Here is a 25,422-nt window from a genome sequence, read left to right on the forward strand (position 1 = left end):
GGGCGTTTTGCCACTCGTCCAGGATGGGCGCGTTCGAGCTACGACTTACGACTTCGGGGCTACGGCAAGGGGTGGCGCGTGATGGGGCGGCGCACGGTCTGGTGGCGAGTGACGACAGCTGTGGGGGCGGCCCTGTGCGTGACGACGGCACTGCCCGGACCGACCGCGGCAGCCGACGCGTCCGGGTCCGGGGCCATGTCCGCGTCCATATCCAGCTCCGCGTCCATGTCTGCCTCCACATCCAGCTCCGCGTCCACGTCTGCGTCGACTCCGACTCCGTACGCGTTCACCAAGGGGGCAAAGGAGGTCGAGGGCGCCACGAGCACCGCGGGAGCCGTACAGCTGGCGCCCGGAGCGACGTACCGAAGCTCCCTCGGCGCGGGCGACAAGCTCTACTACCGCCTCACCCTCGATCGCACGGCCGACGCGTATGTCTCTGCCACCGCCGTCCCGGAGGCGGACGCGACGCCCGGAGCCTCGGCCGGCGTCAGGGTCTCCGTGCAGGACGCCGACGCACACCGCTGCTCGTACGACACCGCCCGCTTCGGCCCGGCGGGCAGAGCGCGTCCCGTCACGGCGTGGGCCTCGCGTGAGATCGGCACCGACGAGTACATGTGCCAGGAGGCCGGGACGTACTACGTCGTCGTCGAACGGATCGGCTCCACGACGACGGGCTCGACGACAGGGTCCACCACGGGCGCGACGACAGGTTCGACGTCGGGCTCGGTGGGCGGTGCCCCGGACGAGGAGTGGGCGCTGGAGATCGCCTACGCGTCGGAGCCCGCCGTACGGAAGGGCGGTTCGACGAGCGCCCCCGAGACCTGGAACTCCGCCTCGCCCGACGCCCCGCTCGGGGACGCCGTACCTCGTGCCGGCGGCTACGGCTTCGCCACGGCGAGCCCCGTGTCACAAGGGGTCTGGCAGCACAAGGACGGCATCACACCCGGGGAAACGGTCTACTACAAGGTCCCCGTCGACTGGGGACAGCAGCTCTACGCCACCGCCGAGATCGGCAGCACGACCGGCGACGGCGACGGTCTGGTGGGCAGCGCCCTGGTCCTGTCGCTGTACAACCCCGTCCGCGGCCTCGTGGACGACGCGAGGATCAGCTACGACGGCAGCCAGCGCACCACCACCCTGGATCCGCTCCCCCCTGTCGCCTACGCCAACCGCTTCTCCCGCGACGACGAGGTGGGCGGGATGCGGTTCGCGGGCTGGTACTACCTCGCGGTCCACCTCGCGGAGCCGGTCGCCGACCGCTTCGGCGACGGACCGTTCGGGCTGACCCTGCGCGTACAGGTGCAGGGCGAGCCGCAGGAGGGGCCGGGATATCTGGGGACGGCCCAACCGCTGGGCGTCTTCGAGGTCACCGAGGGGGACCTGGAAGCGGCGGAGAACGGCGCGACGGGCGACACGAAGGACAGCGCGGACACCGGCGGCGCGGGCGGTACAGAGGGCCCCGGAAGCGGCGGGGACTCGGGGAACTCCTCGCTCACCGGTGACGAACGTCTGGCCATGCAGGCGGTCGCGGCGGGCGGGATCGGTACGGGGAGCCTGCTCGTCCTGTTGCTCGCGATCTGGACCCTCGTGGCCCGCCGCCGGGCGGCGAAGGACCCGGCCCGACGAGGCGCGACCCGGTCACGGGGACGGCACGGCCCGTCCCAGGGCTGGTAGAAGCCCCGGCAGACAGGATCAGACCAGACCAGACCAGACCGGAGCAGACCGGTGCAGAGCTGACCGGATCAGAGCTGACCGAGCGCCCAGAAACCCACCGCGAAGCACGCCAGCGCGATGAGCAGCACCGGGACCGCCACCTTCGCGGGCGGCCCCGGGCGGCGCCGCGCCATCCGCCGCGATCGACGTGGAACCTGCGGGGGTTGGGCGATGTACGAATCAGTGGAGGCGTACGTGTGCTGCTGCGCCGCCACCGTCGGGGCCTGCGAGAGGCCCAGCGGCGGTTGCGGCTGAGGGGACGGCACCTGCGTGGGTTCGTGACGCGGAGCATGCAGCGGAATCGCGGCGGAGGACGTGGCCCGCTGTTCCGGCTGGTGCTGTGAGTGATGGCCGGGACCGCTCTGCTCCTCCGCCTGACGCACCGGCGGAGCGTGCACGGCGAGCACCTGAGGCGGCGGCAGATGAAAGCTGCCGGTGTCCGACATCGTGGACGGCGTGGACGGCGTGGACGGCGTGGACGGCGTGGACGGTACGGGAGGCACGGGCGGCACGGGGTCACGCTCGGGCCGCGGCGGTACGACACCGGCGCCGGAGCCTGTCCCGGTCACCGACCCTGTTCCTGTCCCGGCCACGGACCCTGTCCCTGTCCCTGTCCCTGTCCCTGTCCCGGAGCCGGTCCGGGTCGGGGCGCTGCTGGGCATGGGGGGAGGCGTGACGGCCCCGGTGTAAGGAGGCTGGGGTATGGGACCGGTGGGCGGAGTCAGGGGCATGGCCCCCGGCCCGGGCTGCGGCGGAGGGGCGAGGGGTGGCGGTGGAGTCATGTCCACGAGGGCCGACGAACCGGATGCCGACGAACCGGATCCGATGCCCAACCCCGAGAACGCAGAGCCAGAGCTGGAGCTGGAGCCGAAGCCGGAGCCGGACGAAGCACCCTGGCCGGACTCGGGAGTCGGCGAGGCCGGGCGGCCACCGGCACCGATGGCATCGCCGGCACCACCAGACCCGCCTGTCCCAGCCCCGGGCGTACGCCCTCCCGTACCCGGCCCTCCCGTACCAGTCGCACCCGTACTCGTCCCACCCGTGTCCAACCCCGACGCTCGCGTCAGCGGCCCCTCCGCGCTGAAGCCCGAAGGCAGTGGGCCGAGTTGGTCGAAGACCTCCACCAGCTCGTCGTCGGGGCCCGGCTCGGGCAGTAGTTCGGTCGCTGCGGCGAGGGCCTTGCGGGCGCCCGTGGCCGTGCGGAAGCGGGCGTTCGGGTCGGGCTGGAGCAGCGTGGCTACGACCTGCCACAGGGGTTCGGGAATGCCCCGGGGCGCCTTCGGTGTGCCATGCGCGGCGAAGTGCTCGATGAGCGCCTTGGAGTCGGGCTTCGCCCCCTCCAGGAGGTACAGGGCGACCAGGCCGACCGCGAACAGGTCGGCCGGGAAGTCGGGGTCGGCGCCCAGCATCTGCTCGGGCGCGAAGTAACCCGGCGTGCCGACCACATAGTTGGTCTCGGTGAGCCGGGGCTCGCCCAGCCGCATGGCGATGCCGAAGTCGGACAGCCGTAGACGCGGCCGTGCCGTGCCGGTGGCTTCGAGCAGGATGTTGGCGGGCTTGATGTCGCGGTGCACGACACCCTCCGCGTGGACGGCGGCGAGCCCGGACAGCAGTTGGTCCAGCAGACCGCACACGAAGGCCGGCGGCAGCGGACCGTAGTCGTTGACGAGGTGGACCAGTGAGCCTCCGGCGACCAGATCCATGGTGAACAGGACCTTGTCGTCATCGGCGGCCCAGCTCGCGGGCGCGAGGACATGGGGGTGATCGATCCGCAGGGCCTGCTCACGGACGAAGCGCAGCAGAGCGTGCGCGTCGCGCTGCTGAAGGACCTTGGCGGCCACATACCGGCGGCGCCGGTGGTCCCAGGTGCGCCAGACCGCGCCGACTCCCCCGCGCCCGATCGGGTCGACCAGTTCGTACCGGCCGGCGAAGACCTCACCCATGGCTGTGCGTCGTTCCCCCTTCGACTCCCCCCTCGGCTGACCGTCGGCGGAGAGGACGCCGTGCCGGCCGTTCTCCGCGGAGCCGACTTCCGTTACCCCCGGTTTCCCGCGGAGCGCGCTTCCGTAACCTCTGCCCTTCCGGTCACTGAAGTCTGCCCTTCCGGTCCGTCTTTTTCCTGGGTTCCGGTCCAGGTGGTCCGGAGCCCGTTCGCACTCTCCTCACCGGTGGCCCGGTCGCCGAACCCCCTTCGGTGACCGGGCCTTGGGCTCAGTTCTGATGCGACTGGTAGTGCGTGACCGCGTCCGAGGTGCGGCCCGCTCCGTACACCCGGAGGAACTCTGCCAGTTCCGGGTGGGTCGGGGCGAGGGTGTCCGCCGCCTCGATGATGTCGCCCGCGGCCGCCACCGAGCGCAGCAGCGACTGGATCTCACGGACCACTCGCTTGACGGTGGGCGCCCCCGAACTCGTCGTCGAATGCGTGGTGTTGCTGAGCACCGAACCCCCCTGTGACTTCTTGATCTCATCCATGCGCTCGGTCGCCTCGGCGGCGCTCACGCTGCCGTCCGCGACCTGCCCCGCCAGGTCCTGCAGCAGCTGCACCCGCTGAACGACCGCCGGGTTGCCGATCTTGGCGCGCTGACCACTCATCAGCTGTGACAGCATCGGCGCGGACAGGCCCAGCACCCCCGCGAGACGAGCCTGGTTGAGCCCCAGGTCGTCGATGAGCCTACGGAAGAGCGCCCCCAACGGCTCTCCGTACCAGTTCCGCTGTAGCTCCCGGGCTCTTGCGGTCGCTTCCTGTTGTGCGGCTTCCATTGCGTCTCCCCATCGCTTCCCCAAATACCGCGGTTCGCTGTAGCGAACCACGACGAGCATCTTACGGAGAGTGGTCGTTCACGGGGACCCCCAATCTTTTTGCGAGATACCCGGGGTGACCCGGTACTCTGGTCTGCGGCGCCCGACGGTGGATGGTTCCTCCGGCCGGACGCTTCCCTTCCGGGGCCTTAGCTCAGTTGGTAGAGCGCTGTCTTTGCATGGCAGATGTCAGGGGTTCGACTCCCCTAGGCTCCACACCAGATGACCGGGCCGGACGTCGTGAGACGTCCGGCCCGGTCTTTTCGTGGGCCGCACCCCCGGCCCACGTGCCCATGCGTCCTCGCGGGTTCGTCGCGATCGCGATCTGTGCGCGGAAGGCCGAAATGCTGGCTGGAACGCGGTGACGCGTGATGGCACGTGTCCACGTGCGCAGATGCGAAATGTGTGGTCCGGGTCACTGGGGTCGACGTAGTTCACCTTCGGCAACTCTTCGCAACCGGAGCAATACATTCCGAAAGGCCGGGTGCTGCAGCGGTGCCCGGTGACACCACGTGGCGATGTTCCACGTGAAACAGCCCTGTGAGGCGGAAGGCAAACAGCCCTGTGGGGCAGGAGCCTTGAGCGACTCCTGCCCCACAGGGCTGTTCACGACGGCCGTGTAATGACTGTTCGCGACGGCCGTTGCCATGGACTGTTCACGACGGCCGTTGCCATGGACTGTTCACGACGGCCGTAGCCATGGACTGTTCACGACGGCCGTGCCGTGGACTTTTCACAACGGCCGTACGGGCCTACCGGCGCTTGTCGCGGTCCGCGGCCTCGTCCTCGGCCTGCTTGGCCTGGACCTCGGGGTCGAGGGCGGACTGGCCGCTGCCGTCCACGGAGCTCAGACGTGTGGACTCGGAGACCTCGGTGGCGGCGGGTGGTTCGACCAGCCAGTCGGGGTTGGCCTGCTTGTCCCACCACTTCCAGGCGGCGAAGACGGCGCCCGCCACGGCACCCACCACGGTCAGCCCCTTGAGAGCGCGGCCGGCCTTGTGTCGCCGCTCCTGCTTGCGCACGAGCCGTTCGATCTGCTTCGGCGTCACCTGCCCGCGCAGCGCGGCCACAGCCGCGATGGCACGCGCTGTGGCCTCCTCGCGCGCGGGACCGGCCGCGGCCACGGCCTGCTCGATGCGCGGACGGGAGTAGTCGGCGGCCTGGCGGGCAGCCTGGCGGGTACGGACGGCGGCCTCGTGGGCCGCGTGGTCGACCTTCGGCGGCACATGTGTACGGGCCTGTTCCAGGCGTGGCACGACATGGGCGTCGTACTGGACGCGTGCCTGTTCAGCGGCCTGCGACATCTTGGGGGCGAGCTTCACGCGTGCTTCGTGCGCGTAGAACGTGGCCTTCTCCTTGGCCGTGTCGGCGTAGGGCGCCACCACTTCCGCGGCGTGCAGCACGCTGTCCTTCGCCGAGCCGGTCGCGGCGCGCACGCTGTCGATGCGGGTCACGGGATCCTCCTCCTCGGTGGCGTACATGATTCGACTTTCCACCCTTTTGGGGATCATGCCTCTCGGATTGCTCCGGGGCATGTGGGGGCGGGCATCCGGGTCAAGCGGTCCCACTCCGGTGGATCATCGAGCAAGAGCCGCTCAAGAGCCGTGCATGTGCAATTGAGGATGAATAAGGGGCAACGGGAACTAGTCCACGACAGTGCCGACAATGCCACGGATCGCCGCGAAGCGCGCCGGTACGCGGGGGTAGCCGACCGGATTTTCCACGCGCACGACGCACCCCGTGCGGGCGCCGGGCGACGTGGGGCGCCGTCCGTGCGAGGATCGGGGGAGTCACAGAGGACAACGGAAGGCAGATCGTGGCTGAGCAGCTTTACGCCACCTTGAAGACCAACCACGGCGACATCGAGGTGCGGCTGCTGCCGAACCACGCGCCCAAGACGGTCCAGAACTTCGTCGAGCTCGCCAAGGGCGAGCGTGAGTGGACCAACCCCGCGACCGGCCAGAAGTCCACGGACAGGCTTTACGACGGCACGGTCTTCCACCGGGTGATCAGTGGATTCATGATCCAGGGCGGTGACCCGCTGGGCAACGGCACCGGCGGCCCCGGCTACAAGTTCGAGGACGAGTTCCACCCGGAGCTCGCCTTCGACAAGCCGTACCTGCTGGCCATGGCCAACGCCGGCCCGGGCACCAACGGCTCGCAGTTCTTCATCACCGTCTCCCCGACGGCCTGGCTGACCCGCAAGCACACCATCTTCGGCGAGGTCACCGACGCGGCCAGCCAGAAGGTCGTGGACACCATCGCGACGATCCAGACCAACCCGCGCACCGACCGCCCGGTCAGCGACGTCGTCATCGAGTCGGTCGTCGTCGAGACCCGCTGAGGCGGAGCTCGCGAAGACCGGATCCGCGAGGACCGGACCCGAGAAGGCCGACCCGAGAAGGCCGACCCGCGAAGGCTCCAGCCGGGGCCGGACATGGGAAGGCCGGACGCACCAGGCTCGGCCCTTACGGGCCGAACCCGCGCGGGCCGCTGCCGAAAGGCCCCACAAGGTCCGCGGGGTCCCGAAGGGAACCAATCGCCCCGCTCATCCGTAAGGATGGGCGGGGCGACGCTTTCCACGCAGGGGATGGCGCGAGACCGCACGAGAGTGAGGGGACCTCGATGGACCAGGCGCCGAGCAGCTCGCAGGAGGCACACAGCCTGCCCACCTGCTACCGGCACCCGGACCGCGAGACCGGCGTGCGCTGCACCCGCTGCGAGCGCCCCATCTGCCCCGAGTGCATGGTGAGCGCCTCCGTGGGCTTCCAGTGCCCCGAATGCGTGCGCGACGGCTCGGGCACGGGGCACGCCCCGTCCGCCTCCGTGCCCCGCACCCTCGCGGGCGGCACGGTCGCCGCGGACCCCCGGCTCCTCACCAAGCTCCTGGTCGGCGCCAACCTCCTGGTCTTCCTGGTGCAGCTCTCGGTGGGCGACCGCTTCACCGAACGGTTCGAGCTCATCGGGCGGGCCTACATCCCGCAGCTGGGCACAGGGATCGAGGGCGTCGCCGAAGGGCAGTGGTACAGGCTGCTGACGTCGATGTTCCTGCACGGCAGCGTCACGCACATCCTGTTCAACATGCTCAGCCTGTGGTGGATCGGCGGCCCCCTGGAGGCGGCCCTCGGCCGTGCCCGCTATCTCACCCTCTACTTCGTCTCGGGCCTCGCGGGCAGCGCGCTCACCTATCTCATCGCCGAGCCGAACCAGCCCTCGCTCGGCGCCTCCGGCGCCATCTTCGGACTCTTCGGCGCGACGGGCGTACTGATGCGGCGCCTCAACCACGACATGCGCCCACTGATCATCCTGCTGGTGATCAACCTGATCTTCACCTTCAGCCCGATGTTCAACATCTCCTGGGAGGCCCACGTCGGCGGCCTCGTCGGCGGTGTCGTGGTCGGCTACGCGATGGTCCACGCACCGCGCAGACGCCGGGCGCTGATCCAGTACGGCGTGAGTGCTGTGGTATTGGCCGCCGTCGTCGTCATGACGCTGGTCAGGACGGCCCAGCTCACCTGAGGCGACCGCCCAGCTCAGCTGAGGAAAACCCCTTGGCGGACCCCCTGTGAAGGCGTTCCCGCACTGTTGTCCACAGACCGTGGCGGATCTTGTGCATAGGGTGCGGGAACAGCTGTGCCCCCTGTCGATCACCCGCGTTTCCGCAGGTGGGACAGGGGGCGAACAGGTTTGCGGGGACTGGTAGGTCAGTCATACCGGCGTCAACGTCCGATGAGTTATCCACAGATCGTCGTTCGTTTTCGCTTTGTTTTCCCCACTGTGGAAAACACCTGTGGATAACTCGGTGGATAGCTCTGGGGAGAGCTGGTCTCACCGGGCGGAGACTGCTACTTCCACTGTGTGGAGACGCCGAATCCCGCCGCGATGAAGCCGAAGCCGACCACGATGTTCCAGTTGCCCAACGCGTCGATCGGCAGCGAACCGTCCGTCACATAGAAGAGGACGATCCAGGCGAGACCGATCAGGAACATGGCCAGCATGACGGGGGCGACCCAGCCGCGGCTGTTCAGCTTGATAGCAGTGGCCTGCTTGGAGGGCGGCGGCGTGTAGTCGGCCTTCTTGCGGATACGTGACTTCGGCACGAGGGTCTCTCCTGTCGATGCGCTGCGTGGCCGCGCAGGGAACTGGGGCGGAGCTCCGGGGCAGCGTACAAGGGGACACTGTTGCTCCCCCGGGCGTCCGTTAGCGTAGTGCTTCCGTGGCGCCTAAGGAGATAAGGGTACGTTGAGCAATTCAACCGACTCCCCGGAGGCCGGTTCCGGCAGCTCTCCCGAGGCCGGTCCGGGCAGCTCCGCCGGACCGGGGTCCGGGCCCGCAGGCTCCGCCTCCCAGGCCGCCGACCTGGCCTCCCAAGCCGCCGCCCCCGCCTCCCGCGGCGGCTTCCGGCCGGTGCGCGTGCTCACCGTCGGCGTCTTCGCCCTCGCCGGGCTGATCTTCTTCACCAGCTTCGACACGGCCAAGGGCACCAACATCCGCACCGACGCCTCCCTGCTGAAGCTCTCCGACCTGATCCAGGAGCGCAGCCACAAGAACGGGCAGCTCGACGAGTCGAACGCGACACTCCGGGACAACGTCGAGGCCCTCGCCGAGCGGGACAACGGCAGCACCGAGGCCGAGGACGCCCAGCTCAAGGCACTGGAGAAGAACGCCGGCACCCAGAGGCTCAAGGGCGACGCCATCACGGTCACCCTCAACGACGCCCCGCCGGACGCCACCGCCAAACTCCCCGGCTACCCCGAGCCGCAGCCCGACTACCTCGTCATCCACCAGCAGGACCTGCAAGCCGTGGTGAACGCCCTGTGGCTGGGCGGCGCCGAGGGCATCAAGGTCATGGACCAGCGGCTGATCTCCACCAGCGCCGTCCGCTGCGTCGGCAACACCCTGATCCTCCAGGGCCGCGTCTACTCACCTCCGTACAAGATCCAGGCGGTCGGTGATCCGGAGAAGCTGCAGAAGGCGCTCGCCGAGTCCGAGGCGATCCAGAACTACATGCTGTACGTGAAGGTCTACGGACTGGGCTGGAAAGTCACCGAGGACGGGCCGGTGACTCTTCCCGGCTACTCGGGCACAGTGGACCTGAAGTACGCGAAACCAGTGGAGTAGCAGCCACAGCCGGGGGCCCTGTGTCGGTGCGCGTGTTCGTCAGGACCGTCAGCGAGCTCTGCATCACCGTGGGCACCCTGATCGTGCTCTTCGTCGTCTACGTGCTGTTCTGGACCGGGGTGAAGGCCGACAGCGCCATGGACCACCAGATCGACCTGCTCCAGGACCAGTGGGCCAAGCGGCCCGTGAAACCGACGACCGCGCCCGAGCCCTCGGCGGGTGCGAGCGCGAGCCCGGCACCGCCCGGGCCCTACGCGGACGCCGAGCCCTTCGCCGTCATGTACATCCCGCGCCTTGGTCTCACGTGGAACAAGCCCGTCCTCGAGGGCACGAAGACGAACACTCTGAAGAAAGGCATCGGCCACTACGCGAACACCGCCCAGCTAGGGCAGAAGGGGAACTTCGCGGTCGCCGGCCACCGGCGCACATACGGAGATCCCTTCAAAGATTTTCCCAAGCTGCGCCCCGGCGACGAGGTCGTCCTGACCGACGGCACGAGCTGGTACACGTATGTCATCGACCGGGGGCCGTATCGGACATTGCCCACGGACGTCGAGGTCATCGACCCCGTGCCGCGGAAATCGGGGTACACGCGCGCGGGGCGTTATCTGACCCTGACGACGTGCGACCCGGAGTGGGGGCACAGCCATCGGCTCATCGTCTGGGGCCATCTTGATTCCACCCAGCCCGTGGAGGCAGGGAAACCGGAGGCTCTACGCCGTTAGTCTGGTGAGGGCACGGCGTGCGTCCGGGGCCGGTGGTGTGAAGGAAGGGAAGGCATGTACGGCTTCATCTGGCGACATCTGCCGGGTAACCCCTGGGTGAAGGCGTTGATTTCCGTCGTCCTGGTCCTGGCTGCCGTCTATGTCCTCTTCCAGTACGTCTTTCCCTGGGCCGAGCCTCTGCTGCCCTTCAACGATGTGACGGTGAACGACCAGTGAGTGCCGCCCGACCCGCCCGGATCCTCGTCGTCGACAACTACGACAGCTTCGTCTTCAACCTCGTCCAGTACCTGTACCAGCTGGGTGCCGAGTGCGAGGTGCTGCGCAACGACGAGGTGGCGACCGCGCACGCCCAGGACGGCTTCGACGGCGTGCTCCTGTCCCCCGGCCCCGGCACCCCCGAGGAAGCCGGCGTCTGCATCGACATGGTCCGCCACTGCGCGGCCACCGGGGTCCCCGTCTTCGGCGTCTGCCTCGGCATGCAGTCCATGCAGGTCGCGTACGGCGGTGTCGTGGACCGCGCGCCCGAACTGCTGCACGGCAAGACCTCGTTGGTGGAACACGAGGGCAAGGGCGTCTTCGCCGGACTGCCCACCCCGTTCACCGCGACCCGCTACCACTCGCTGGCCGCCGAGCCGGCGACCGTGCCGGCCGAGCTGCAGGTCACGGCCCGTACCCACGACGGGATCATCATGGGCCTCAGACACCGTGAACTCCCCGTCGAGGGCGTGCAGTTCCACCCCGAGTCGGTGCTCACCGAGCACGGCCACCGCATGCTCGCCAACTGGCTGGTGGAGTGCGGGGACGCGGGGGCCGTGGCGAGGTCGACGGGGCTGGCCCCGGTGGTGGGCAGGGCCACGGCGTGACAGCGCTGCGCCCCGAGCGCGAGAGTGCCCCCTACGGCGGCGAGGCCGCGTACGGGGGCGTCGAGGCGTTCGAGGCGGAGGCCTTCCCGGCCCAGGAAACGGCCGAGCAGCAGGAGTGGTACGTCCCGCGGGCCCAGGCCCCGCAGTACACCACCCAGGAGCAGAGCGACTGGTACGCGGGCCGGCAGGCCCAGCAACCCCAACCCGGGCCCCAGCCACAGTCCCAGCCCCAGCCCCGGCCACAACGGCAGCAGCCGTACGCGGAGCCGTCGTACTCGGAACCGTCGTACCCGGAACCGTCGTACGAGCCGCGCCCCCAGCCCGCCGCCCCGTACGGCGAGGCGTACGACTACTTCGAGCCGGTGGCGCACGAGCATCCGCCGATCGACGAGGAGACCGTGGCGCTCCGCGTGGAGGAGGCCCGGCGTCTGGCCGCCTCGATGGGCGGGCCCGAGGACGAGTCGATACGAGGGGCCTCCGTGCCCGCCGGGATCGTCTCCGAGGGCCGTGCGGCCCGTCGTAAGGCCGCGAGGCGGCACGGACGGCATGGAGGCCCCGCGGGGGCCATGGGGGCCCACAGGGCCGCTCAGGGGCCCGAGAAGCCCTTGGTTGCGGCTGGAGAGGCGGCGGCGCCCCTCTCCCGGGTCGAGGCGCGCCGGGCGGCGCGGGCGCGCAAGCCCAGCGCGGGGGTGATCGCCAGCCGGGTGATCGGCGAGGTGTTCATCACCACCGGCGTACTGATGCTGCTGTTCGTGACGTACCAGCTCTGGTGGTCGAACATCCGGGCCCAGCAGCAGGCGGGCCGGGAGACGACGACGCTCCAGGAGGAGTGGGCGAGCGGGCAGCGCGCGCCCGGGGCGTTCGAGCCGGGGCAGGGCTTCGCCATCCTGCACATCCCGAAGCTGGACGTGGTCACGCCGATCGCGGAGGGCATCAGCAAGTCGAAGGTGCTGGACCGCGGCATGGTCGGGCACTACGACCAGAACAGCATCAAGACGGCCATGCCCGGCGACAAGACGGGCAACTTCGGTATCGCGGGCCACCGCAACACACACGGCGAACCGTTCCGGTACATCAATCGCCTCACCAAGGGCGACCGCATCGTCGTCGAGACGCAGGACACGTACTACGTCTACGAGATGGCGTCGATCCTGCCGGTGACGCCGCCGTCGAACGTCAGTGTGCTCGATCCGGTGCCCCGGCAGTCGGGGTTCACTCAGCCGGGCCGCTACATCACTCTGACCACCTGCACGCCGGAGTTCACGAGCAAGTACCGCATGATCGTGTGGGGCAAGATGGTCGAGGAACGGCCGCGCAGCAAGGGGAAGCCCGACGCGCTCGTCCAGTAGGGGCTCGACCGAGGGCGGATGAACTGTGGCAGTGACCACCGACGACACCACTGACGAAACCGAGGAGCGCGAGGAGCGGACCGACGCGTCCGGGAGCGCGCCGCGCCGCCGCGTCACCGGCCGGATCGCCATGGCGGTGAGCGTCTTCGGTGAACTCCTCATCACCGCGGGCCTGATCCTCGGTCTGTTCGTCGTCTACTCGCTGTGGTGGACGAACGTCCTGGCCGACCGTGAGGCCGGCAAACAGGCCGACAAGGTCCGCGACGACTGGGCCCGGACCGACGACGGCCCGGGCGCCCTGGACACCAAGGGCGGCCTCGGTTTCCTGCACGTCCCGGCGATGCGTAACGGCGAGGTCCTGGTCAAGAAGGGCACCTCCACCGCGATCCTCAACGACGGTGTCGCCGGCTACTACACCGACCCCGGCAAGGCGACACTCCCGACCTCCGGCAAGGACGGCAACTTCACCCTCGCCGCCCACCGCGACGGCCACGGCGCCAAGTTCCACAACATCGACAAGCTCCACGAGGGCGACGCGATCGTCTTCGAGACCCGGGACAACTGGTACGTCTACAAGGTCTACGACATCCTCCCCGAGACCTCGAAGTACAACGTCAAGGTCCTGTCGAACATCCCCAGGGAGTCGGGCCGGAAGAAGCCCGGCAAGTACATCACCCTGACCACCTGCACGCCCGTGTACACGTCCCGGTACCGGTACGTCGTGTGGGGGGAGCTGGAGCGGGTGGAGAAGGTGAACGCGGACCGGACGCCGCCGAAGGAACTGCGCTGAGACATCCGAGTGGTGGCTTCAGACGTACTCCGGTGCCTGTACGACTGAGCCCCGGCCCCCTCACGGAGAGGGGGCCGGGGCTCAGTCGTAAGCGGAACGAGGCGATGGATCAGTCCTCGCGGGCGGACGTCCCGGTGACGCCGCCGAAGAAGACGGCACCTCCGTTGTTCCCGCCGTTGTTGTTGCCGCCGTTCTGGTCCACGGCGATCAGGTTGACCGTCGAGTCCTCGGGGACCTGCTGGCCACCCTGCGGGTCCTGGCTGATGACGACGGCGTTGTCGTTCGAGGAGCCGCCGATGTTGCCGACGTTCAGGCCCGCGTCCTCCAGGGCCTTCCTGGCGTCCTTGACGGTCTGCTGGGTCACGGTCGGGACCGTGACGACCTCGTCCTCGGCCTCCTTGCCGATCTGGATGGTCACCGTCTGGTTCTTCTCGGCCTCGGCGCCGGGCTCCGGGTTGGTCGTGATGACCTTGCCGACCAGGTTGTCGTCGTCGGTCTCGACGTCGGTGCAGGTGCCGACCAGGTTGTTGGCCGTCATCTGGGCCTTGGCCTGGTCACAGCTGAGGTTGCGGACGTCCGGGACGTTGATCGTCGCCGCTTCGGTGGCGACCGTCAGCGTGACCGTGGAACCCTTTTCGAGCTTCTTGCCGACAGGGTCCTGCTTGATCACGATGTCCTTCGTACGGTCGGACTCCTCGGTCTTCTTGTCGACCTCGAAGCCCTTTTTCTCGAGCTGGGCCTTGGCCTCGTCGAACTGGAGCCCCTGGACGTCGGGAACCGTCACCTTCGGCGCCCCGGTGGAGATCACCAGGGAGACCGTCTCGCCCTTCTTGATTGGCCCGTCGGGCTCCGGGTCCTGACTGCAGACGTTGCCCGACTTCTCCTTCTCGCACTCCGCCTTGCTGATCTTCACCTTCAGGTCGACGTTCTTCGCCGACTGCTCGGCGTCCTTCTGCGGCTGGCCGATGAAGTTCGGGGTCTTCAGGGTGTCGTTGCTCGAGTTGTCGCCCGGGAACATCCAGCGGCCGATCAGGATCGCGCCGACCAGCACCAGCACACCCGCGACGATCAGCAGCATCGTCGAGGTGTTGTTCTTCTTCTGCTGGCGGCGGCGGCCCTGGCGGTCGTCGTAGCCGTAGCCGTCGTCCCCGTTCATGGGCGGCAGCATGGTGGTGGCCTGGGCGTCGTTCGAGCGCAGGGCCGTGGTGGGCTGGTCGTCGGGGTAGCCGCCGTAGCCGACCGAGCCCATGGCCGCCGTGGCCGCGACGGGCTGGCCGTCGAGGCAGGCCTCGATGTCGGCGCGCATCTCGTCGGCGGACTGGTAGCGGTAGTCCGGGTCCTTGACCAGGGCACGCAGCACGATCGCGTCCATCTCGGGCGTGATCTCCGGGTCGAAGACGCTCGGCGGCTGCGGCTCCTCCCGTACATGCTGGTAGGCGACCGCCACCGGGGAGTCCCCGATGAACGGCGGGCGGACCGTCAGCAGCTCGAAGAGCAGACAGCCGGTGGAGTAGAGGTCCGAGCGGGCGTCGACCTGCTCGCCCTTGGCCTGCTCCGGTGAGAGGTACTGGGCGGTGCCGATGACCGCGGACGTCTGCGTCATCGTCATACCGGAGTCGCCCATGGCGCGGGCGATGCCGAAGTCCATGACCTTGACCTGGCCGTTGCGCGTCAGCATGACGTTGGCCGGCTTGATGTCGCGGTGGACGATCTGGTTGCGGTGCGCGTACTCCAGGCCCTGGAGGATGCCGATGGTCATCTCCATGGAGCGCTCCGGCAGCAGCCTGCGGCCGCTGTGAAGAAGCTCACGGAGGGTGGAGCCCTCGACGTACTCCATGACGATGTACGGGATCGAGACCCCGTCGATGTAGTCCTCGCCCGTGTCGTAGACCGCCACGATCGCGGGGTGGTTGAGCGAGGCGGCCGACTGGGCCTCCCGGCGGAACCGGGCCTGGAAGGTGGGGTCGCGCGCGAGGTCCGCTCGCAGCGTCTTCACCGCCACGGTGCGGCCGAGGCGGGTGTCCATCGCGAGGTAGACCTCCGCCATGCCACCACGGCCGAGCACCTGGCCCAGCTCGTACCGGCCGCCGAGGCGACGCGGCTCTTCCATAGCTTCCTACCAGCCCTCTCCGTCGGTCCCGACCGCACCTTGTGTGGTCCGGCGGCTGTGCTGTCCGGGCATACGGTACCCGGCTCGCTTTGTTTGACCTGGCCAACCGTGTCACTCGATACAGGACCGGTATCGCAACGTGCACCGATGTGGAGGTGACGTGAGCGGGGTCACTTCTTGCTGTTGATCACTGCCTGCATCACGCTCTTCGCGATCGGGCCGGCCAGACCACCACCGGTGATGTCCCCGCGGTCCGCCGCACCGTCCTCGACGACCACGGCGACGGCGACCGGCGTGCTGCCGTCGCTGAGCTTGGCGTAGGAGATGAACCAGGCGTACGGCTTCTCCTTGTTGTCGACGCCGTGCTGGGCGGTACCGGTCTTGCCGCCGACGGTGACGTTGTCGATCCGCGCCTTGCCGCCCGTACCCTGCGGGTCGCTGACGACCGTCTCCATCATCTCCTGCAGCTTCTGGGCGGTCTCCGGGGAGACGGCCTGGGAGAGGGTCTTGGCCTCGTGGGTCTCGAGGATATCGAGGTTGGGGGCACGCAGCTGGTCGACCATGTACGGCTCCATCAGCTCGCCGTCGTTGGCGACGGCCGAGGCGACCATGGCCATCTGCAGCGGGGTGGCGCGGTTGGAGGCCTGGCCGATGCCGTCCATGGCGTTCTGGGGACGGTTGTCCTCGGGGTAGACACTCTCGGCGGCGCGGACCGGGATGTCCAGCTCGTCCTCGTTGAAGCCGAACTTCGAGGCCTGCTCACGCATCTTCTCGTTGCCGACCTCCTTCGACAGCTTCGCGAAGACGGTGTTGCAGGAGACCATCAGCGCGTAACGCAGCGTGGCGTTCTTGCACACGCCGTGCTCGTTGGTGAGGTTGGTCTTCGTGTCGGGCAGACGGTACGGGTCCGGGCTGTCGGTCTTGTCGTCGATGCCCGAGACGATGCCGTTCTCCAGGGCCGCGGCGGCCGTGACCACCTTGAAGGTGGAGCCCGGCGGGTAGGTCTCGCGCAGTGCCCGGTTCAGCATCGGCTTGTCCTTGTCCTTCTCCAGCTTCGAGAAGGTCTCGCTGTCCTTGGTGCTGATCCCGGCGAACGTCGACGGGTCGTAGGACGGCGTGGAGGCCAGCGCCAGGATCGCGCCGGTCTCGGGGTCGATCGCGGCGACGGCGCCCTTCTTGTCGCCGAGGCCCTCGAACGCGGCCTTCTGCGCGGCGGCGTTCAGCGTCGTGACGACGCTGCCGCCCTCCTTCTTCGTGCCGGTGATCATGTCGAGCGTGTTCCGGAAGAAGAGCCGGTCGTCGTTGCCGGTGAGGATGCCGTCCTCGAGGTTCTCCAGCTGAGTGGCGCCGACGATCTGCGAGGAGTACCCGGTGACGGGCGCCCACATCTCGCCGTCCTTCCAGGTCCGCTTGTACTTGTAGTCGGCGTTCTTGATCGCGACGGACCCGGTGATCGCCTTGCCGTCGACGATGATGTTGCCGCGGGGCGTGGCGTAGCGCTCGATGGCGACCCGGCGGTTCTCCTTGTCGGAGGCGAGGGTGTCGGCCTTGACGTACTGGAGCCAGTTGTCGCGGATGAGCAGGGCGAGGACCAGGAGGGCGCAGAAGATCGCGATGCGACGCAGGGGCTTGTTCATGACGGGCGGACCACCTGGGTCATCTCGGCATCGGGGTTGGGAGCGGGGGCGGGCGCCGGCCTGCGCGCGGTGTCGCTGATTCTGATCAGAACGCCGATGAGCGCCCAGTTGGCGATGACGGAGGAACCGCCGTACGCCAGGAACGGCATCGTCATACCGGTCAGCGGGATGAGGCCCATCACACCGCCGGCGACGACGAAGACCTGGAGGGCGAACGCGCCGGACAGGCCGATGGCGAGCAGTTTGCCGAACGGGTCGCGGGCGGCGAGGGCGGTGCGGATACCACGCTCCACGATCAGGCCGTAGACCAGCAGGATCGCCATCACGCCGGCCAGGCCCAGCTCCTCACCGAAAGTGGCGAGGATGAAGTCCGAGTTGGCGGCGAAGCGGATCAGCTCGGAGTGGCCCTGGCCCCAGCCGGTGCCGAGGGTGCCGCCGGAGCCGAACGCCCACAGGGCCTGCATGGCCTGCTCGGAGTGGACGATTCCGTCGTTGGCCCCGGCGCGGCTGAGCTGGTACTCGCGCATCGGGTCGAGCCAGGCCTGGACACGAGTCTGGACGTGCGGTTCGAAGCTGGCCACGCCGACCGCGCCCGCCGCGGACATCAGCAGACCGAAGACGATCCAGCTGGTCCGCTCGGTGGCGACGTACAGCATGATGACGAACATTCCGAAGAACAGCAGCGACGTACCGAGGTCGGTCTCGAAGACGAGGATGAGGATCGAGATCACCCAGACGACGATGATCGGGCCGAGGTCGCGTCCGCGGGGCAGGTACAGGCCCATGAAGCGGCGGCTGGCCAGGGCCAGCGCGTCGCGCTTGACCATCAGGTAGCCGGCGAAGAAGACCGCGAGCACGATCTTGGCGAACTCACCGGGCTGGATGGTGAAGCTGCCGACCTTGATCCAGATCTTGGCACCGTAGGTGAGGTCGGCGCCGAGGCCCGGGACCAGCGGGAGCAGCAGCAGGACCAGCGCGCCGACCATGGAGATGTAGGTGTAGCGCTGCAGGGTCCGGTGGTCCTTGAGGAAGATCAGCACGGCGATGAGGAGCGCGATGCCGAGCGACGTGTAGATCAGCTGGTTGGTCGCCTTCCCACCGGCCACGCCGAGTCCTCGCAGGAGGCTCGACTGGTCAAGCCGCCAGATGGCCACCAGCCCCAGCCCGTTCAGCAGCGTCGCCAGCGGCAGCAGCAGCGGGTCCGCGTAGGGCGCGAACTTGCGTACGACGAGGTGCCCGATGCCGGCCAGCACGCCTAGGCCGATGCCGTAGGCGGCCAGGCCGGCCGGGACTTCGTCGTTCAGGGCGAGGCCCACGTTGGCGTAGGCGAACACCGGGATGACGACCGCGAAGGCCAGCAGCGCCAGCTCGGTGTTGCGGCGACTCGGTGTGCCGATCGCGCCGATCGTGGACGTGTGCTGCGTCGATGTGTTGGTTGTACTGCTCATCGTGTGAGTTGGCCCCTCGCGGCTTGCCTACTGCTCACCGCACCGGTCGACCAGCTCCTGCTCCTCCTCCGAGAGGGTGGGGCCGGAAGACGGTGTGGCGGACGGGGTCTTGGACGGCGTCGGGGACGTCGATGGCGTCGACGTCGGTGACGGTGTGGCCTTGGACGTGAGGGAGGTCTTGGTGGTTCCCGTGGTGCCTCCGGCCTCGCCCTCGCCGGTCTTGGAGTTCTTCTCGTTCTCCGTCTGGCGGCGCTCGGCGTTCTTCTCGCACGCGGACGCCTGAGTGGCCAGTTCCTCGATCTTCTTCTGGGCGGCGCCGAGCCCGCCCTCGGGGATCGTGTTCTCGACCTGCTTCTGCTGGTACGACGGCAGGTACTTGAGTTCGATCTCGGGGTGGTCCTTCTCGACCTTCGAGAGCGAGATCCAGGCCAGGTCCTGGCTGATGCCGCGGTACAGCGCGACATGGTCGTCGTTGGCACCGACGTAGTACTGCGTCTGCGTCCAGCGGTAGCCGCCGTAGAGGCCGCCGCCGAGCACGGCGAGGGCGAGGACGCCGAAGAAGGATCTCTTCAGCCACCTGCCCTTCTTACGTGGTTTGACGAAGTCCTCGTCGGCATAGTTCCCGAAGCCGCCCGCCGGGACGTATCCGGTGGAGTCGCCGGAGCCGGGCGGGCCGAACTCGCCGCCGCCCTGCCCGCGGCCCTGCCGGCCGAGACCGGAGGCGCGGCCCGCCGGGGTCTGCATGATGCTGTTGTCGTGCAGGTGGAGCTGGTTCTCGGCGACCGCGCCGACCACGACCGGTGTGTCGGAGAGCTGCCCGGCGAGGGTGTCCCCGGTGTCGAGGTCGAGGACGTCGGCGACGATGACCGTGATGTTGTCCGGTCCGCCGCCGCGCAGCGCGAGCTGGATCAGCTCCTGCACGGTCTCCTGCGGGCCCTGGTAGCTGGCGAGGGTGTCCTCCATCGTCTGGTGGGACACGACGCCGGAGAGACCGTCGGAGCAGATCAGATAGCGGTCGCCGGCGCGGACCTCGCGGATGGAGAGGTCGGGCTCGACGTGGTCGCCACTGCCCAGCGCGCGCATCAGCAGGGAGCGCTGCGGGTGGGTGGTGGCCTCCTCCTCGGTGATGCGGCCCTCGTCGACCAGACGCTGCACCCAGGTGTGGTCCTGGGTGATCTGGGTGAGGACGCCGTCCCGCAGGAGGTACGCGCGGGAGTCGCCGACGTGGACGAGGCCGAGGCGCTGACCGGTCCACAGCAGGGCGGTGAGCGTGGTGCCCATGCCCTCCAGCTGGGGGTCCTCCTCCACCATCGCGCGCAGCTGGTCGTTGGCGCGCTGCACGGCGGTGCCGAGGGAGGTGAGGATGTCGGAGCCGGGGACGTCGTCGTCGAGCGTGACGAGGGTGGAGATCACCTCGGAGGAGGCGACCTCGCCGGCCGCCTGGCCGCCCATGCCGTCGGCGATCGCGAGCAGCCGCGGACCGGCGTAGCCCGAGTCCTCGTTGCCCTCACGGATCATGCCTTTGTGCGATCCGGCGGCGAAGCGCAGTGAGAGACTCATGCGCACCTCGCCCGTCGGCTCCGGGTACATCCGCACGGTGCCCACCCTCCGGTCGGGAGCGCGCCGGGGCCCAGGAGGTGGGCCGCCGCTGCGTGCTCGCTCCGCTCGCGCCTATTCATGATGTAGCACTACTTCCGCAGCTCGATGACGGTCTTGCCGATGCGGATCGGCGCGCCCAGCGGAACGGGCGTGGGAGTCGTCAGTCGGTTCCGGTCGAGATACGTGCCGTTGGTGGACCCCAGGTCCTCGACGATCCACTGGCCGTCGCGGTCCGGATAGATCCGGGCGTGTCGGCTGGAGGCGTAGTCGTCGTCCAGCACGATCGTGGAGTCGTGCGCGCGGCCCAGGGTGATGGTCTGGCCCTGCAGTGCCACCGTCGTGCCCGTGAGGGTGCCCTCGGAGACGACGAGCTTGGTGGGGGCGTTACGGCCGCGGCGGCCGCCGCCACCCGCGGCGGGCTGCTGCTGGCCGCGCTGTTGCGGCGGTGCGGCCTGGCGGGCCGCCTGTTGGGGCCGTGCGTTCTCGCGGCGCGACCCACGCTGGGTGACGCGCGTACCGAACAGGTCGCTGCGGATGACCTGCACGGCCACGATCACGAACAGCCACAGGACGGCCAGGAAACCCAGCCGCATGACCGTGAGGGTCAGCTCTGACATTGCCCCCGCTTCACCCTTCGGCTTGCCGGTAAATGATGGTGGTGCTGCCCACGACGATCCGCGAGCCGTCGCGGAGCGTAGCGCGGGTGGTGTGCTGCCCGTCCACCACGATGCCGTTGGTGGACCCGAGATCCTGGATCGTCGAGGGCGTTCCGGTCCGGATCTCACAGTGCCGGCGGGAGACGCCGGGGTCGTCGATCCGCACGTCGGCTTCGGTGCTGCGGCCCAGCACGAGCGTCGGGCGGGAGATCTGATGGCGGGTGCCGTTGATCTCGATCCAGTAGCGCGTGCGCCCGCCGGCCGCCGGGCCCGCGCCGGGGCGCTGCCCGAACGGGGCGGCGCCGGGTCGGCCGCCGCCGGGCGGCGGCGCGGCAGGCATCGGCGGGGCGCCCGAGGGGGCCGCGGTGGGCGGGTATCCGTAGCCACCGGGGGCGCCGGTGCCCGGCCGGCCCGCCGGGGCGGACGAGGGGGCCTGCTGGTCGGTGGAGGAGGCGAGCGTGCGACTGCGTACCCGGTACAGACCGGTGTCGAGGTCTTCCGCCTTCTCCAGGTTGACCTTGATCGGCCCCATGAAGGTGTAGCGCTGCTGCTTGGCGTAGTCGCGCACCATGCCGGCGAGCTCGTCGCCGAGCTGGCCGGAGTAGGGGCTCAGGCGCTCGAAGTCCGGTGTGCTCAACTCCACGATGAAGTCGTTGGGCACGACGGTCCGGTCGCGGTTCCAGATCGTCGCGTTGTTGTCGCACTCTCGCTGGAGCGCTCCGGCGATCTCCACGGGCTGGACCTCGGACTTGAACACCTTGGCGAAGGTGCCGTTGACCAGACCTTCGAGACGCTGCTCGAACTTCTTCAGGACTCCCATGGGGCACCTCCTCCGTGGCTGCCGCTCTGCCTGCTGCTCTGCCTACTGTGTCCGTACTGCTTACTGATCGTATCCACGCGCCGGGAAAACGGCTGGTTCCCCCTGTCGGCCCGGTCGACCGGTGTCACCCGGTGCCGACGCCCACTGAAGTCCCCTCCCGGATTCCCACCGGAGCTCCTTTTCGAACTCCTCCGTGCCTACTCCTGCCCAGGATCGTAGAGGCGGCGCACGACCAGTGTCCCGCACCTGACCGTGCACCCTGCCCCGCTCCTGTGGAGATGACCGGGACCGGTACGAGGTTGATACGGGAACAAGTATTCGTTGATACGCAGCTGGGACGCCCGGGGTTCGGCCGGTGCCGGAGGGCCCGTGCGGGCCGAGAGGCGGCGAGGGCGGCCGCGATTAAGGGATGTGAACCCACCCCTGTCAGCGTGCTAATCTTCTGCATGTCGGAGGGCGCGGCACCGCAAGGAGCAAGGGCCCGAGGACACACCCAATGCGCGGGTGGCGGAATAGGCAGACGCGCTGGATTCAGGTTCCAGTGCCCGCAAGGGCGTGGGGGTTCAACTCCCCCCTCGCGCACCATCCGGAACGGGCGGCATCGTCAAGATGCCGCCCGTTCCGTTTTTGTCGTCCCGGTGCGGGGGCGCGCTCGTGGCGCAGAGGTCGTTCGATGGTGGGAACGGCATATGAGCTTTCTGTCGTGTGAGGTCTCTCACGCGCGGGTTTTCGAAACCCGTCAGAACCATTGACGCTCGACTGCCCCATACCTATCTTCTGGTCGGGAATTCGTACAACGTTCGCTATTTCGAACGAAGTTGAGCTCCTTCCGTGCGCGCAAGTCCCCCCACCTCTCCCCGCCAGAGACGAGGAGCACATGGCACCCCCTCTGTCCAGACGCACCCTCCTGCAGACCGCGGTGCTCGCCGCGGCCGCACCCGGAATCTCGTACGGCATGTCGGGCGGGCGGGCGGTCGCCGCGACCGTTCCGGCGCCCTCGGCCTGGGCCGTGCGCCCCTTCGAGCTCAAGGACGTGACCCTCGGGCAGGGGCTGTTCGCCACCAAGCGACAGCTGATGCTCGACCACGGCCGCGGCTACGACGTCGACCGGCTGCTGCAGGTCTTCCGCGCAAACGCGGGGCTCTCCACGAAGGGCGCGGTCGCCCCCGGCGGCTGGGAGGGCCTCGACGGGGAGGCCAACGGCAATCTGCGCGGCCACTACACCGGCCACTTCCTGACGATGCTGTCCCAGGCGTACGCGAGCACCAAGGACGTGGCGTTCAAGGACAAGATCGGCTACATGGTCGGGGCGCTGTCCCAGGTGCGTACGGCGCTGCGCGGCGACCCTCGCATGCTCGCCGTCACCGGGAAGTTCGGCACCGCCCAGGAGAACCCCCGGGGCTCCTACCAGTACGTCGACCTGCCGGCCACTGTGCTGGGCGGGGCCTCCGCGATCACTCTGTCGGCCTGGGTCAAGCCCACGCACAACGCCAACTGGACCCGGATCTTCGACTTCGGGAACAACACCACCAAGTACATGTACCTGGCGGCCCGCAACGCGAGCGGCTTCCCGCGCTTCGCCGTCACGACCAACGGTCCCGGCGGCGAACAGGGCCTCGACGGCACCGCCGCGCTCCCGCTGAACCAGTGGAGCCACCTCGCGGTCACCATCAGTGGCAGCACGGGCACGCTCTACGTCAACGGCGCCGCCGTCGCCCAGAACACGTCGATGTCCCTGAACCCGGCGGCCCTGGGCACCCTGGCGAACAACTGGCTGGGTCGGTCCAATTTCCAAACCGATCCCGTCTTCGCGGGCGCGTTCGACGAGTTCAACGTCTGGTCGCGGGCGCTGACCGCCGCCGAGATCACGGCCCTGCAGAGCGGCCGTGCCTCGGCGACCTCGGCCGGCCGGGGCAACCTGGCCTCCTACGACTTCTTCGAGACGAGCGGGGGCACCTTCGCGGACGCCTCCGGGCGCGGGCTCACGGCCACGTTGCGCCGCACCTGGGGCGGGCCGAGCCATGCCGGGTTCCTGGCGGCGTACCCGGAGACGCAGTTCATCGAACTGGAGTCGATGAACAGCGGCGACTACACGCGCGTGTGGGCGCCGTATTACACCGCGCACAAGATCCTGCGCGGGCTGCTGGACGCGTATCTGCACACCGATGACGCGCGGGCGCTCGACCTCGCCACGGGGATGTGCGACTGGATGTACTCCCGGCTCTCCAAACTGCCCGACGCCACCTTGCAGCGGATGTGGGGGATCTTCTCCAGCGGTGAGTTCGGGGGCCTCGTCGAGGCGATCGTCGACCTGTACGCGATCAGCGGCAAGGCCGAGCATCTCGCCCTGGCCAAGCTGTTCGACCTCGACAAGCTGATCGACGCCTGCGCCGCGAACACGGACACCCTCGACGGGCTGCACGCCAACCAACACATCCCGATCTTCACCGGGCTCGTACGGCTGTACGACGTAACGGGTGAGGCGCGCTATCTGACCGCCGCGAAGAACTTCTGGGGCATGGTCGTCCCGCAGCGCATGTACGGCATCGGCGGCACCAGTACGGCCGAGTTCTGGAAAGCCCGGGGCGTGATCTCGGGGACCATCAGCGACACCAACGCGGAGACCTGCTGCGCGTACAACCTGCTCAAGCTGAGCCGGACGCTGTTCTTCCACGAGCAGGACGCGAAGTACATGGACTACTACGAGCGGACCCTGCTCAACCAGGTCCTCGGCTCCAAGCAGGACAAGGCTGACGCGGAGAAACCGCTGGTCACGTACTTCATCGGGCTGAAGCCCGGGCATGTGCGCGACTACACGCCCAAGCAGGGCACCACCTGCTGCGAGGGCACCGGCATGGAGAGCGCCACCAAGTACCAGGACTCGGTCTACTTCACGAAGGCCGACGGCAGCGCGCTGTACGTCAACCTGTACAGCCCCGCCACGCTGAACTGGTCCGCCAAGGGCGTCACCGTCACCCAGACCACCGACTACCCGAGGGAGCAGGGCTCGACGATCACCGTCGGGGGTGGCAGTGCGGCCTTCGAGCTGCGGCTGCGGGTGCCGTCGTGGGCGACCGGCGGCTTCCAGGTCACCGTCAACGGCAGTGCGGTGAGTGGCACTCCGGCCGCCGGGAGCTATTTCACGATCCCGTCGCGCACCTGGCGCAGCGGGGACGTCGTCAAGGTGACGATCCCGTTCCGGCTGCGTGTGGAGAAGGCTCTGGACGAGCCGTCCCTGCAGACGCTGTTCTACGGGCCGGTCAACCTCGTCGGCAGGAACAGCAGCACGAGCTACCTGTCGTTCGGGTTGTACCGCAACGCGGGCCTCTCCGGGGATCTGCTGCCGTCGCTCACCCCGGTGAGCGGAAAACCGCTGCACTACACGCTGGACGGCACCGAATTCGCTCCCTTCCACGAAGGGAGCGAGGATCCGACGCACGCGTACGTCCGGCGCTCCGAGCCCAAGGTCGTCTTCGGCGGCACGGACTCCGGCGTCGCCAACCCGGCGAAGAGCGACGGGACCACGCTGCTCGACGAGATCTGGGCGGGGGCGCCGTTCAGCAGCAAGAGCGCGCTGGTCACGCGGGTGCAGTCGACCGTGGAGTCGTGGGTGACCGTCGGGCTGCTGGCTCAGGCGGACGGTCAGAAGGTGGTCACGACCGCGCAGAACGCGTCGTACGCGGGGTGAAGGTGCGCGTCTGAGGTGGCCGCCCCGCCGGGGCGGCCACCTTGTCGTTTTCGTAGGCGTGCCTCGTCCGGGTGGACGGGGCCGCGCGGTGATCAGTCGCTCGG

At 68.8% G+C, this 25,422-nt stretch carries 21 protein-coding genes and 2 tRNA genes; 12 read left to right on the forward strand and 11 right to left on the reverse strand.

Features of this window, described 5'->3' with window-relative positions:
* Positions 1-59: 59 nt before the first annotated feature.
* The gene (locus SGFS_RS29395; protein WP_286254745.1) at positions 60-227 is read right to left on the reverse strand and encodes a hypothetical protein; all 168 of its coding nucleotides are present in this window, start codon (positions 225-227) and stop codon (positions 60-62) included.
* Here SGFS_RS29395 and SGFS_RS29400 point away from each other — a divergent pair.
* Positions 226-1,674, forward strand: a complete 1,449-nt coding sequence (locus SGFS_RS29400; protein WP_286254746.1) for a hypothetical protein — start codon at positions 226-228, stop codon at positions 1,672-1,674. The genes SGFS_RS29395 and SGFS_RS29400 overlap by 2 nt on opposite strands.
* A 68-nt stretch (positions 1,675-1,742) precedes the next feature.
* Here the strand turns inward: SGFS_RS29400 and SGFS_RS29405 are convergent, their stop codons facing one another.
* Together SGFS_RS29405 and SGFS_RS29410 are read right to left on the reverse strand one after the other, a co-directional pair.
* Positions 1,743-3,656, reverse strand: a complete 1,914-nt coding sequence (locus SGFS_RS29405) for a serine/threonine-protein kinase (RefSeq protein WP_286254747.1) — start codon at positions 3,654-3,656, stop codon at positions 1,743-1,745.
* A 268-nt stretch (positions 3,657-3,924) separates the two neighbouring features.
* Positions 3,925-4,473 (reverse strand): helix-turn-helix domain-containing protein, encoded by a 549-nt coding sequence (locus SGFS_RS29410; RefSeq protein WP_286254748.1) that lies wholly within the window; start codon positions 4,471-4,473, stop codon positions 3,925-3,927.
* A 182-nt stretch (positions 4,474-4,655) separates the two neighbouring features.
* Between SGFS_RS29410 and SGFS_RS29415 the strand changes: the two genes are divergently transcribed.
* A tRNA-Ala gene (locus SGFS_RS29415) sits at positions 4,656-4,728 on the forward strand.
* A 536-nt stretch (positions 4,729-5,264) separates the two neighbouring features.
* Here the strand turns inward: SGFS_RS29415 and SGFS_RS29420 are convergent.
* The gene (locus tag SGFS_RS29420) at positions 5,265-5,966 is read right to left on the reverse strand and encodes a DUF5324 family protein (RefSeq protein WP_286260130.1); all 702 of its coding nucleotides are present in this window, start codon (positions 5,964-5,966) and stop codon (positions 5,265-5,267) included.
* Between the two features lie 362 nt (positions 5,967-6,328).
* Here SGFS_RS29420 and SGFS_RS29425 point away from each other — a divergent pair, with 362 nt between their 5' ends.
* Positions 6,329-6,856 (forward strand): peptidylprolyl isomerase, encoded by a 528-nt coding sequence (locus SGFS_RS29425; RefSeq protein ID WP_286254750.1) that lies wholly within the window; start codon positions 6,329-6,331, stop codon positions 6,854-6,856.
* Positions 6,857-7,137: 281 nt separating this feature from the next.
* Positions 7,138-8,031 carry a rhomboid family intramembrane serine protease gene (locus tag SGFS_RS29430; RefSeq protein WP_286254751.1) on the forward strand — a complete coding sequence of 298 codons (894 nt, stop codon included), beginning with the start codon at positions 7,138-7,140 and terminating at the stop codon, positions 8,029-8,031.
* 326 nt (positions 8,032-8,357) lie between these two features.
* Here the strand turns inward: SGFS_RS29430 and crgA are convergent, their stop codons facing one another.
* Complete coding sequence (gene crgA, locus SGFS_RS29435) at positions 8,358-8,612, reverse strand: cell division protein CrgA (RefSeq protein ID WP_286254753.1); 255 nt, start codon at positions 8,610-8,612, stop codon at positions 8,358-8,360.
* A 142-nt stretch (positions 8,613-8,754) separates the two neighbouring features.
* Between crgA and SGFS_RS29440 the strand changes: the two genes are divergently transcribed.
* From SGFS_RS29440 to SGFS_RS29465, 6 genes are read left to right on the forward strand one after another with little or no spacing between them, the layout of a single operon-like run.
* A complete protein-coding gene (locus SGFS_RS29440) occupies positions 8,755-9,633 on the forward strand; it encodes a DUF881 domain-containing protein (protein ID WP_286254755.1) in 879 nt (292 codons plus the stop codon).
* A 26-nt stretch (positions 9,634-9,659) separates the two neighbouring features.
* Positions 9,660-10,358, forward strand: a complete 699-nt coding sequence (locus tag SGFS_RS29445; protein ID WP_286254757.1) for a class E sortase — start codon at positions 9,660-9,662, stop codon at positions 10,356-10,358.
* Between the two features lie 54 nt (positions 10,359-10,412).
* Positions 10,413-10,574 carry a hypothetical protein gene (locus SGFS_RS29450; RefSeq protein WP_286254758.1) on the forward strand — a complete coding sequence of 54 codons (162 nt, stop codon included), beginning with the start codon at positions 10,413-10,415 and terminating at the stop codon, positions 10,572-10,574.
* A complete protein-coding gene (locus tag SGFS_RS29455) occupies positions 10,571-11,221 on the forward strand; it encodes an aminodeoxychorismate/anthranilate synthase component II (protein ID WP_286254759.1) in 651 nt (216 codons plus the stop codon). Before SGFS_RS29450 ends, SGFS_RS29455 begins: the two co-directional genes overlap by 4 nt.
* Positions 11,218-12,570 (forward strand): class E sortase, encoded by a 1,353-nt coding sequence (locus tag SGFS_RS29460; protein WP_286254760.1) that lies wholly within the window; start codon positions 11,218-11,220, stop codon positions 12,568-12,570. The genes SGFS_RS29455 and SGFS_RS29460 overlap by 4 nt, the downstream gene beginning before the upstream one ends.
* 25 nt (positions 12,571-12,595) lie before the next feature.
* The gene (locus SGFS_RS29465; protein WP_434028088.1) at positions 12,596-13,360 is read left to right on the forward strand and encodes a class E sortase; all 765 of its coding nucleotides are present in this window, start codon (positions 12,596-12,598) and stop codon (positions 13,358-13,360) included.
* A 109-nt stretch (positions 13,361-13,469) separates the two neighbouring features.
* Here the strand turns inward: SGFS_RS29465 and pknB are convergent, their stop codons facing one another.
* The 6 genes from pknB to SGFS_RS29495 form a co-directional block, all read right to left on the reverse strand.
* The gene (gene pknB / locus SGFS_RS29470) at positions 13,470-15,470 is read right to left on the reverse strand and encodes a Stk1 family PASTA domain-containing Ser/Thr kinase (RefSeq protein ID WP_286254762.1); all 2,001 of its coding nucleotides are present in this window, start codon (positions 15,468-15,470) and stop codon (positions 13,470-13,472) included.
* Between the two features lie 170 nt (positions 15,471-15,640).
* Positions 15,641-17,107, reverse strand: a complete 1,467-nt coding sequence (locus SGFS_RS29475) for a peptidoglycan D,D-transpeptidase FtsI family protein (protein ID WP_286254763.1) — start codon at positions 17,105-17,107, stop codon at positions 15,641-15,643.
* A complete protein-coding gene (locus tag SGFS_RS29480; RefSeq protein WP_286254764.1) occupies positions 17,104-18,555 on the reverse strand; it encodes an FtsW/RodA/SpoVE family cell cycle protein in 1,452 nt (483 codons plus the stop codon). The genes SGFS_RS29475 and SGFS_RS29480 overlap by 4 nt, the downstream gene beginning before the upstream one ends.
* 27 nt (positions 18,556-18,582) lie before the next feature.
* A complete protein-coding gene (locus SGFS_RS29485) occupies positions 18,583-20,115 on the reverse strand; it encodes a Stp1/IreP family PP2C-type Ser/Thr phosphatase (protein ID WP_286254765.1) in 1,533 nt (510 codons plus the stop codon).
* Between the two features lie 128 nt (positions 20,116-20,243).
* Positions 20,244-20,771, reverse strand: a complete 528-nt coding sequence (locus SGFS_RS29490; RefSeq protein WP_286254766.1) for an FHA domain-containing protein FhaB/FipA — start codon at positions 20,769-20,771, stop codon at positions 20,244-20,246.
* Between the two features lie 10 nt (positions 20,772-20,781).
* Positions 20,782-21,630 carry an FhaA domain-containing protein gene (locus SGFS_RS29495; protein ID WP_286254767.1) on the reverse strand — a complete coding sequence of 283 codons (849 nt, stop codon included), beginning with the start codon at positions 21,628-21,630 and terminating at the stop codon, positions 20,782-20,784.
* Between the two features lie 498 nt (positions 21,631-22,128).
* Between SGFS_RS29495 and SGFS_RS29500 the strand changes: the two genes are divergently transcribed.
* Together SGFS_RS29500 and SGFS_RS29505 are read left to right on the forward strand one after the other, a co-directional pair.
* A tRNA-Leu gene (locus SGFS_RS29500) sits at positions 22,129-22,215 on the forward strand.
* 292 nt (positions 22,216-22,507) lie between these two features.
* Positions 22,508-25,318, forward strand: coding sequence for a beta-L-arabinofuranosidase domain-containing protein (locus tag SGFS_RS29505; RefSeq protein WP_286254768.1), 2,811 nt, complete (start codon positions 22,508-22,510; stop codon positions 25,316-25,318).
* The last annotated feature ends 104 nt before the right edge of the window (positions 25,319-25,422 follow it).

Origin of the sequence: Streptomyces graminofaciens (genome assembly GCF_030294945.1) — a bacterium.
Taxonomy (GTDB): domain Bacteria; phylum Actinomycetota; class Actinomycetes; order Streptomycetales; family Streptomycetaceae; genus Streptomyces; species Streptomyces graminofaciens.

Excerpts from the sequence above, each read along its gene's own strand:
- SGFS_RS29410 (WP_286254748.1), bottom strand. The coding sequence starts at position 4,473 with ATGGAAGCCGCACAACAGGAAGCGACCGCAAGAGCCCGGGAGCTACAG.
- SGFS_RS29495 (WP_286254767.1), bottom strand. The coding sequence starts at position 21,630 with ATGGGAGTCCTGAAGAAGTTCGAGCAGCGTCTCGAAGGTCTGGTCAAC.
- SGFS_RS29485 (WP_286254765.1), bottom strand. The coding sequence starts at position 20,115 with ATGAGTCTCTCACTGCGCTTCGCCGCCGGATCGCACAAAGGCATGATC.
- SGFS_RS29400 (WP_286254746.1), top strand. The coding sequence starts at position 226 with ATGTCTGCCTCCACATCCAGCTCCGCGTCCACGTCTGCGTCGACTCCG.
- SGFS_RS29480 (WP_286254764.1), bottom strand. The coding sequence starts at position 18,555 with ATGAGCAGTACAACCAACACATCGACGCAGCACACGTCCACGATCGGC.
- SGFS_RS29475 (WP_286254763.1), bottom strand. The coding sequence starts at position 17,107 with ATGAACAAGCCCCTGCGTCGCATCGCGATCTTCTGCGCCCTCCTGGTC.
- SGFS_RS29395 (WP_286254745.1), bottom strand. The coding sequence starts at position 227 with ATGGACGCGGAGCTGGATATGGACGCGGACATGGCCCCGGACCCGGAC.
- SGFS_RS29490 (WP_286254766.1), bottom strand. The coding sequence starts at position 20,771 with ATGTCAGAGCTGACCCTCACGGTCATGCGGCTGGGTTTCCTGGCCGTC.
- pknB (WP_286254762.1), bottom strand. The coding sequence starts at position 15,470 with ATGGAAGAGCCGCGTCGCCTCGGCGGCCGGTACGAGCTGGGCCAGGTG.
- SGFS_RS29430 (WP_286254751.1), top strand. The coding sequence starts at position 7,138 with ATGGACCAGGCGCCGAGCAGCTCGCAGGAGGCACACAGCCTGCCCACC.
- SGFS_RS29505 (WP_286254768.1), top strand. The coding sequence starts at position 22,508 with ATGGCACCCCCTCTGTCCAGACGCACCCTCCTGCAGACCGCGGTGCTC.
- SGFS_RS29450 (WP_286254758.1), top strand. The coding sequence starts at position 10,413 with ATGTACGGCTTCATCTGGCGACATCTGCCGGGTAACCCCTGGGTGAAG.
- SGFS_RS29405 (WP_286254747.1), bottom strand. The coding sequence starts at position 3,656 with ATGGGTGAGGTCTTCGCCGGCCGGTACGAACTGGTCGACCCGATCGGG.